1 protein-coding gene is annotated in these 268 nt (G+C 53.0%); it reads right to left on the bottom strand.

The features are described 5' to 3' along the window. The coding region (locus tag PZC42_RS21490) for a fatty acid desaturase family protein (protein ID WP_277214201.1) at window positions 1-268 on the bottom strand (268 nt) is incomplete at both ends.

Here is a 268-nt window from a genome sequence, read left to right on the forward strand (position 1 = left end):
GATGCCCGCACTCATGCGCCAGAACCCACAACCCGGTACCAAACAGGCCTTGGAGGAAGGTGTAGACAGCCCACAGGACGACTCTAACGGACATATAAGGAATCGTCTCCGGTGTCACATAGTTGTGGAAGATATAGAAAGTGACCGCCAAAGAGGCCGCATCTCGAGCCACATAGTACATACCCTTGAGACCGGAGCGCTCATAGCAGTGAGCAGGGATGGCATCACGAATGTCCTTAATCGTGTAGTCCGGAAGCTCGAATTCGTT

The sequence above is a fragment of the Isoptericola croceus genome, assembly GCF_029382255.1.
GTDB lineage: Bacteria > Actinomycetota > Actinomycetes > Actinomycetales > Cellulomonadaceae > Isoptericola > Isoptericola croceus.